Annotated in this window: 7 protein-coding genes; 2 read left to right on the plus strand and 5 right to left on the minus strand. The window is 55.6% G+C overall.

Annotated features, from left to right (window positions below; all coding sequences use genetic code 11):
• Positions 1-163: 163 nt before the first annotated feature.
• From infA to trxB, 5 genes are all read right to left on the minus strand, one after another.
• Positions 164-382: a translation initiation factor IF-1 gene (infA, locus tag ABLU88_RS16130; RefSeq protein ID WP_002211347.1), complete on the minus strand. Its 219-nt coding sequence runs from the start codon at positions 380-382 to the stop codon at positions 164-166.
• 279 nt (positions 383-661) lie between these two features.
• Positions 662-1366 carry a leucyl/phenylalanyl-tRNA--protein transferase gene (gene aat, locus ABLU88_RS16135; protein ID WP_025108296.1) on the minus strand — a complete coding sequence of 235 codons (705 nt, stop codon included), beginning with the start codon at positions 1364-1366 and terminating at the stop codon, positions 662-664.
• Between the two features lie 38 nt (positions 1367-1404).
• Positions 1405-3126, minus strand: a complete 1722-nt coding sequence (cydC, locus tag ABLU88_RS16140) for a cysteine/glutathione ABC transporter ATP-binding protein/permease CydC (protein WP_025108297.1) — start codon at positions 3124-3126, stop codon at positions 1405-1407.
• Entirely contained in the window at positions 3127-4893 is a 1767-nt protein-coding gene (gene cydD / locus ABLU88_RS16145) for a cysteine/glutathione ABC transporter permease/ATP-binding protein CydD (protein WP_014228628.1), read from the minus strand.
• Between the two features lie 114 nt (positions 4894-5007).
• Positions 5008-5976 (minus strand): thioredoxin-disulfide reductase, encoded by a 969-nt coding sequence (gene trxB, locus ABLU88_RS16150; RefSeq protein ID WP_004849433.1) that lies wholly within the window; start codon positions 5974-5976, stop codon positions 5008-5010.
• A gap of 531 nt (positions 5977-6507) precedes the next feature.
• Here trxB and lrp point away from each other — a divergent pair.
• Together lrp and ABLU88_RS16160 are read left to right on the plus strand one after the other, a co-directional pair.
• Positions 6508-7002, plus strand: a complete 495-nt coding sequence (lrp, locus tag ABLU88_RS16155) for a leucine-responsive transcriptional regulator Lrp (RefSeq protein WP_002439523.1) — start codon at positions 6508-6510, stop codon at positions 7000-7002.
• Between the two features lie 135 nt (positions 7003-7137).
• A partial coding sequence (locus tag ABLU88_RS16160) for a DNA translocase FtsK 4TM domain-containing protein (protein WP_348837105.1) occupies positions 7138-8356 on the plus strand: 1219 nt, incomplete at its 3' end.

Here is an 8356-nt window from a genome sequence, read left to right on the forward strand (position 1 = left end):
TCAGGCCCTGATAGCCGCTTGATATAAACCGTCCAACATTATGGGGTCAGTTCATCAGGGCCGGTTTTTTTATCTGCGCGCTTTAAGTTGTAAATGACGCAGAAATGAAAAGACCGGGAATTATCCCGGCCTTCAGCATCTGGCGCGCTAAGCGCGAAAACGATCAGCGACTACGGAAGACAATGCGGCCTTTGCTCAGGTCGTACGGGGTCAGCTCAACAGTCACTTTGTCGCCCGTCAGAATGCGGATGTAGTTTTTACGCATTTTACCGGAAATATGCGCAGTTACCACGTGACCGTTTTCCAGTTCTACGCGGAACATAGTGTTAGGCAGCGTATCAAGTACGGTGCCCTGCATTTCAATATTGTCTTCTTTGGCCATCTAGTCCTCTGGGGTATCACTACCGTAGTTTTGAACCGGCAAGATAATGCCGAAGTTCAGCAAGTATGTAAAGTTTTACGTCAAATCGCCGAAGTAGTTTTGGCGCATTACCCGTAATTCACGCGGATAAACCGGGTGACAGGCGCAAACGTAAAGGGGGAGTGACAGAACAATGGGTGTTATCTGACTCTTATTATTCCCAAACGGCGGCGGGGCAACGGGCAGAAGCTACTCTACCGCGCAATTATAACATCCCAACAAAAAATGTGCTGAAAACATTTATGCTTCTCCTGCAAATAGCATCCTTGGTACCCAGAATCGCTCCGGCAGACGATACGTCCGCAGCACGGAAAGATAGTCGAGGTAATCGCGGCGGGGAATTTCCACTGCGCCCAGCGACGCCGTATGCTTATTCAGCACCTGACAATCGATTAATTTTCCGCCATCCTGCGAAAATATCTGGCTAAAGACCAGCAGCGCGGTTTTAGAGGCGTTTTCGGCACGGCTGAACATCGACTCTCCGCAAAACAGCGCGCCCTGCGCGACGCCGTACATCCCGCCGACTAATTCCTTTCCCTGCCATACTTCAACAGAATGAGCATGTCCCAGCTCATGCAGCTGGTGGTACGCCTGAACGATCCCCGGCGTTATCCATGTTCCCTCATCGCGGTGGTCGGCGCAGCCCTCGATAACCTGACCAAAGGCGTGATTCAGCGTGACGCGATAAGGCGAGCGCTGATGGAAACGCTTCATGCTGCGGCTGAGATGAAATTTCTCTGGCCACAGTACCGCTCGCGGATCGGGGGACCACCACAAAATAGGGTCGCCGGGCGAAAACCACGGAAAAATACCGCGCTGATAGGCCATCAGTAAACGCGCCGGGCTAAGATCGCCGCCCAGCGCTAACAGGCCATTAGGTTCGCGTAAAGCGCCTTCCGGGGAGGGGAAGGCGATGGAATGATGAGAGAGCTGAACCAGCCGCATTTTTACCTCAACGCATCAGGCAATGATTCAATAGTAGCCTACAGGCGCTGCTTAAACTGGTAGTAACGCCCCTGTTCAGCCAGCAGTTCTGCGTGACTACCTTGCTCAATAATCTTCCCGTTGTCCATGACTATTATCTGATTAAAACGCGCCAGTCCGCGCAGACGATGGGTTACCATTAACACAGTTTTTTCACGCATCACTTCCGCCAGTAAATCAAGGATTTGACTTTCGGTCGTCGCATCGAGGCCTTCAGTAGGTTCATCAAGCAGCATGACCGGCGCATCGTGAAGCAGGGCGCGGGCGATAGCCAGCCTGCGCAGCTCGCCGCCGGAAAGCTGACGGCCGCCTTCACCCAGCCAGCTATTCAGACCGCTATCTTCCAGTAATTTCGCTAAGCCGACGCGTTCAAGCGTTTGGGCAAGTCGGGCATCGCTGGCTCCGGGAGAAGCCAGCAGCAGGTTGTCGCGCAGCGTAGCGCTGAACAGATGTACGCGCTGCGGCACGACGCTCATCGCCCGGCGCAGCGTCGCCTCATTAAACTGCCCCAGCAGCTGATTGTTGAGTAAGATTTCCCCTTCAGCCGGATCCCAGGCGCGGGTCAGCAGCTGCAGCAGGGTCGATTTACCGCAGCCTGTTCGTCCGAGGATGGCGATATGCTCTCCGGCCTCGATCTGCAATGACACTTTCTCCAGCGCGGGGGAGGGCTGCTGCGGATAGCTGAAGGTGACCTGATGTAAGCGTAACGAGACGCGATCCAGCGTCTGGCCTTCGCCCTGAGGGAAGGCCACTTCCGGCTCTTGCTCGGTAATTTGCGTGATGCGCTTTGCGGAGGCGATCACCTGCCCTAAATGCTGAAATGCGCCGGTTACCGGCGCCAGCGCTTCAAACGCCGCCAGCGCGCAGAAGACAAACAGCGCAATCAGCGCCCCTGGCTGAGTATCGCCGCCAACGCCCGCGGAGGCGAGCCACAGCATAGCGATAACCGCAATTCCGCCAATCAGCAGCATCAGCGCCTGAGAGAGCGCGGTGAGCTCAGCCTGGCGACGCTGCGCATCCAGCCAGCGCGCTTCCGTTTTTTCCATTTGCTGCCGGTAGCGGTCGCTGGCGTTGAACAGCATGAGTTCCGCCTGTCCCTGGAGCCATGAGGTCAGATGCTGGCGATATTGCCCGCGAAGCCGGGTTATGCTTTCACCTGCGGGTTTACCTGCGCGATAGAACAGCGGCGGCATCACCAGCAGGGTGAGCAGCATAATACCACCGAGGGTCAGGGCCAGAGTGACGTCCAGCACGCTCAACCCTACGGTGACGACCAGGATCACCACCAGCGCGCCTACCAGCGGTGATATGACGCGCAAATAGAGATGATCCAGGGTATCGACATCTGCAACCACCCGGTTAAGCAGCTCGCCCTGACGAAAACGCGCCAGCCCGGCGGGGGAGAGCGGCAGCAGCTTACTGAAGGTAAAGACCCGCAGGTGCTGCAGAACGCGGAAGGTGGCGTCATGGCTGACCAGACGCTCAAAGTAGCGGCCCGCGGTGCGAATAATCGCCGCGCCGCGCACGCCCGCGGCTGGCAGCATATAGTTAAAGCTGTAGATGCCCGCCACGCCAACGACGGCTGATGCCGACAGGAACCAGCCGGATAGCGTTAATAAGCCAATGCTGGCCAGCAGCGTCACGATCGCCAGCACGATACCGAGCAGCAACAGCCATTTGTGTCGTTTGTACAGCGCCAGGTAAGGCCATAATGCGCGCATTTAAATCTCCTCCTGACGATGAGCGAGCAGGGTCGCGAAGGGGCCGCCAGCGGCCGCCAGCTGCGAATAGCTGCCTTGCTCAACAATTCGACCATCCTGCATAACCCAGATCGCATCCCAGTTCGCCAGTCCTTCCAACTGATGGGTAACCATTAACGTGGTTTGCTGCGTTGATGCATTGGTCAGCGCCTGCATCACGCGCTGTTCGCTATGCGCGTCAAGGCTGGCGGCAGGCTCATCAAGCAGCAGCAGACGACAGGGCACCAGCAGCGCTCGTGCGACGGCGACGCGCTGAGCCTGCCCGACCGACAGCCGGCCGGCCTGATCGCCAACAGGCGTATTAATACCCTGCGGCAGAAGAGAGACGAACTCGCTAACCCAGGCTTTATCCAGCGCAAGCTGCAGCTGCGCTTCGGTGGCTTCAGGGCAGGAGAGCAGGACGTTTTCGCGCAGCGTCGCCGCGGGCAGCTGTGGATTTTGCCCGACCCAGCTCAGGAGACGACGCCAGCGGTCCGCATCCAGACTCTTTAACTCGACGCCATTGACCTTGAGCGAGCCGTCATAGGGAAGAAAACCCGTTAACGTATTCAGTAGCGAGCTTTTGCCCGAGCCGCTTTGCCCAACCAGCACCACGCGTTCACCGGCGCGCAGGGAAAAATTCAGCGGCCCGGCCAGCACTTTCCCTTCGGGAGACTTAATCAGCAGGTCGCGAGCTTCAAGGCTTACCGTTTCATCATCTTTTAATGCCTTTTCCCCACGCTCTGCCTGCGCCAGCGGCGCTTCCATAAAGGTCTTCAGGCTATCGGCGGCGCCAATCGCCTGCGCTTTCGCATGATAAAAGGTGCCTAAATCGCGCAGTGGCTGGAAAAACTCAGGAGCCAGAATCAGGGCGAGGAAACCGGACATCAACGTCACCCCGGCGCCGTAATGGCCAAAGTTGAGCTCTCCCAGATAGGAAAAACCAAAGTAAACGGCGACCAGCGCAATCGACAGCGAGGTGAAAAACTCCAGGACACCGGAGGAGAGAAACGCCAGGCGCAGCACTTCCATTGTTCGCTGGCGGAAATCCTGCGAGGCCTCGCGTATGTTGTCCGTCTCCGCTTCGCCGCGATGAAAAATACGCAGCGTTTCCATACCGCGCAGGCGATCGAGAAAATGGCCGCTTAAACGCGCCAGAGCGAGAAAGTTGCGCCGGTTGGCATCAGCCGCGCCCATTCCCACCAGCGCCATAAACAGCGGAATAAGCGGTGCGGTACCCAGCAGAATCAGCGCCGCGGCCCAGTTGATGGGGAAAATCGTGATAACAATCAGCAACGGTACAGAGGCGGCCAGCGTCATCTGCGGCAAATAGCGAGCATAGTAGTCATGCATATCGTCGATCTGCTCAAGGATCAGCGTGGCCCAGCTACCCGCAGGTTTGCCCTGTATCCACGCCGGTCCCGCCTGCTGTAAACGATCCAGAACCTGACGGCGGATCTCAAGGCGGATATGTTGACCGGCCTGAAAACCCACTCTTTCACGCAGCCAGACCACCCAGGCGCGCAGCACAAAGACCAGCACCAGTAGCGTAAAGGGCAGCAGCAGCGCCGTCGCGGGGATATTTTCCATAATCATGCGATGGAGGATCCTCGCCAGGAACCAGGCCTGGGCGACGATCAACAGGCCGCTAACGACGCCCAATACGCGGGAAATCATCAACCAGCGACGGGAGATAATGCTTTGATCTTTTAACCAACGGGTTAACTCTTGTTGACGGGTTTTATTCATTGCGCGCTTAGCAGGTGTAGTTATGAGTTTTTTGGGCACGGCAATGTTACAACGAGGCAAAAATAAAGGCGACTTTTCGTCGCCTTCTTTACCTTTGTTACTGACTTGTAAAGATTATTTGCAAGCGTCGGCTAAACCATCCAGATAGCGCTCCGCGTCCAGCGCTGCCATGCAGCCGGTACCCGCAGAAGTAATCGCCTGACGGTAGATATGATCCATCACGTCGCCGGCGGCGAAGACGCCCGGGATGCTGGTCTGGGTGGCGTTGCCGTGGATGCCGGACTGGACTTTAATGTAGCCGTTTTCCAGCTCCAGCTGACCGGCGAAAATTGCCGTGTTCGGGCTGTGGCCGATAGCCACGAACAGCCCCGCAACCTCCAGGGATTCAACGTTATCCGCATTCTGGGTATCGCGCAGACGCAAGCCGCTTACGCCCATCTGGTCGCCGGTCACTTCTTCCAGCGTACGGTGGGTGTGCAGCACGATATTGCCGCTCTCCACTTTGTCCATCAGGCGTTTGATAAGGATTTTTTCCGCGCGGAAGCCGTCACGACGGTGGATCAAATGCACTTCGGAAGCGATGTTAGACAGGTACAGCGCCTCTTCGACGGCCGTATTGCCGCCGCCGATGACGGCAACCTTCTGGTTACGATAGAAGAAACCGTCGCAGGTCGCACAGGCAGACACGCCGCGGCCCTTAAACGCTTCTTCCGAGGGAAGACCCAGATAGCGTGCTGAAGCGCCGGTGGCAATAATCAGGGCATCGCAGGTGTATTCGCCGCTGTCGCCGACCAGGCGGAACGGACGGTTTTGCAGGTCGACGCTGTTGATATGATCGAAAATAATTTCGGTTTCAAATTTGGTGGCATGTTCATGCATGCGCTCCATCAGCAGCGGTCCGGTCAGATCGTTAGGATCGCCTGGCCAGTTTTCCACTTCCGTGGTGGTGGTCAGCTGACCGCCTTTTTCCATTCCGGTAATCAGTACCGGCTGCAGATTTGCGCGCGCTGCGTAGACCGCAGCGGTGTATCCCGCAGGTCCAGAACCAAGAATAAGCAGTTTACTGTGTTTGGCCGTGCCCATGAGATCCTCATAATTTATTGGCATACATGAGCTGGATTGTAGGGAATTTGTGGACGTAAAAAAAGAGCGCGGCGGTTTTGTTAACGATATGTGCAATAGAAGCTGCCGATTAATCGGCGATTTAACGAACGAAGAATATAACTAATTCTACTGTTAGCGAGACAATTATAAGAGGAAAACATGAGAATCAACCGGGGAGGATTATGAATATCTGGCATCTTGTACTAAAAATCGATGTTTTGCTTTGACAATCCCCTGTGCTTTTGCGAAAACATTCATGGAAGAAGAAAAGCAGTGTTTCGCGTGTGGCGAATTTTCATGCACGCAAATGCCATTTTTATCCGGGTTAGCGAAATCTACGCATGGTGTGGACAGACGCCATGCGTGATGTCGGTGACTGCCGTCAGGCAACGGGCTTCTCACGTACCCCTGGGTTACCCAACGTCGTACGGGTGATAACAGGATGGACTCTGGCAGTGAAGGCTCAGAGTCGGAACAGGAGTAGGGAAGGAATACAGAGAGACAATAATAATGGTAGATAGCAAGAAGCGCCCTGGCAAAGATCTCGACCGCATTGATCGTAATATTTTGAATGAATTGCAAAAAGACGGGCGTATTTCCAACGTCGAGCTTTCTAAACGGGTGGGACTTTCTCCGACGCCTTGCCTTGAGCGCGTGCGTCGACTGGAAAGACAGGGTTTTATTCAGGGCTATACAGCGCTGCTCAACCCGCACTATCTGGATGCATCACTTCTGGTATTTGTTGAGATTACTCTGAATCGTGGCGCGCCGGATGTGTTTGAGCAATTTAACTCCGCTGTGCAAAAACTTGAAGAAATTCAAGAGTGTCATCTGGTTTCCGGGGATTTTGACTACCTGTTGAAAACCCGCGTACCGGATATGTCAGCGTATCGTAAATTACTGGGCGAGACCTTGCTGCGCCTGCCGGGCGTAAATGACACCCGTACCTATGTGGTAATGGAAGAAGTCAAGCAGAGTAATCGTCTGGTAATCAAGACGCGCTAACACGGAACAGGTGCAAAATCGATGTAGTTTGATTACACTCCTGTTAATCCATACAGCAACAGTGCCGGGGAGACCCGGCACTGTTGTCCGTTTTAGCCGAAGGCAGGAAACAGCCTGATACCTGGAGAGCCTTTCTTGAGCCAGGAATACACTGAAGACAAAGAAGTCAAATTCACAAAGCTGAGTAGCGGACGCCGGCTCCTTGAGGCGTTACTCATTCTTTGCTCCCTTTTTGCCATCTGGTTGATGGCGGCCTTACTCAGCTTTAATCCCTCGGATCCTAGCTGGTCGCAAACGGCGTGGCATGAGCCTATTCACAACATAGGCGGGACGCCGGGAGCCTGGCTTGCCGATACGCTATTTTTTATTTTTGGCGTAATGGCCTATACCATTCCGGTCATCATTATCGGCGGCTGCTGGTTTGCCTGGCGTCATCAAGAAAACGACGAGTACATCGACTATTTCGCCGTCTCGCTGCGTTTAATTGGCGCGCTGGCGCTGATCCTCACTTCCTGCGGTCTGGCGGCAATCAACGCTGATGATATCTGGTATTTCGCCTCCGGCGGCGTGATCGGCAGTCTGTTGAGCACCACCCTGCAACCGCTGCTGCACAGCAGCGGCGGCACAATCGCGCTGCTCTGCATCTGGGCGGCAGGACTGACGCTATTTACCGGCTGGTCCTGGGTTAGCATTGCTGAAAAACTCGGCGGTGCGATTCTTTCTATTCTCACGTTTGCCAGCAACCGTACCCGTCGTGACGATACCTGGGTTGATGAAGGGGAATATGAAGATGATGAAGAAGAATATGAAGATGATGAACCCGCGAAGCCGCAGGGTTCTCGACGCGCGCGAATTTTACGCAGCGCCTTAGCTCGCCGCCAGCGTCTGGCTGAGAAGTTCTCTAATCCGATGGGGCGTAAGACCGATGCGGCGCTGTTCTCGGGTAAACGGATGGATGACGCCGAAGACGAGGTTCAGTACAGCGCCGGCGGTGCGCCTGTTGCCGCTGACGATGTCCTTTTTTCTGGCTCCAGCGCAGCGCGTCCGGCAAATGCTGATGATGTTCTGTTCTCCGGCGTCAGTGCGGCACGTCCCGGCGATTTTGACCCCTACGATCCTCTGTTGAACGGTCATAGCATTGCCGATCCGGTGGCTTTGGCCGCGCAGGATACCGCTGCGCCGCAGGCATGGTCTGAACCGCTGCCAGGGTATGAGGCTCAGCCGGTCTATCATCCGGAACAGGCCCCGGTACAGCAGCCAGCGTATCAGCCTGAACCGGCTTACCAGCCGCAGCATGCTTACCAGCCGGAACAGGCCCCGGTACAGCAGCCAGCATATCAGCCGGAACCGGCTT

The organism is Klebsiella sp. GW_Kp182 (assembly GCF_040062275.1).
In the GTDB taxonomy this organism is placed as follows: Bacteria; Pseudomonadota; Gammaproteobacteria; order Enterobacterales; family Enterobacteriaceae; genus Klebsiella; species Klebsiella michiganensis.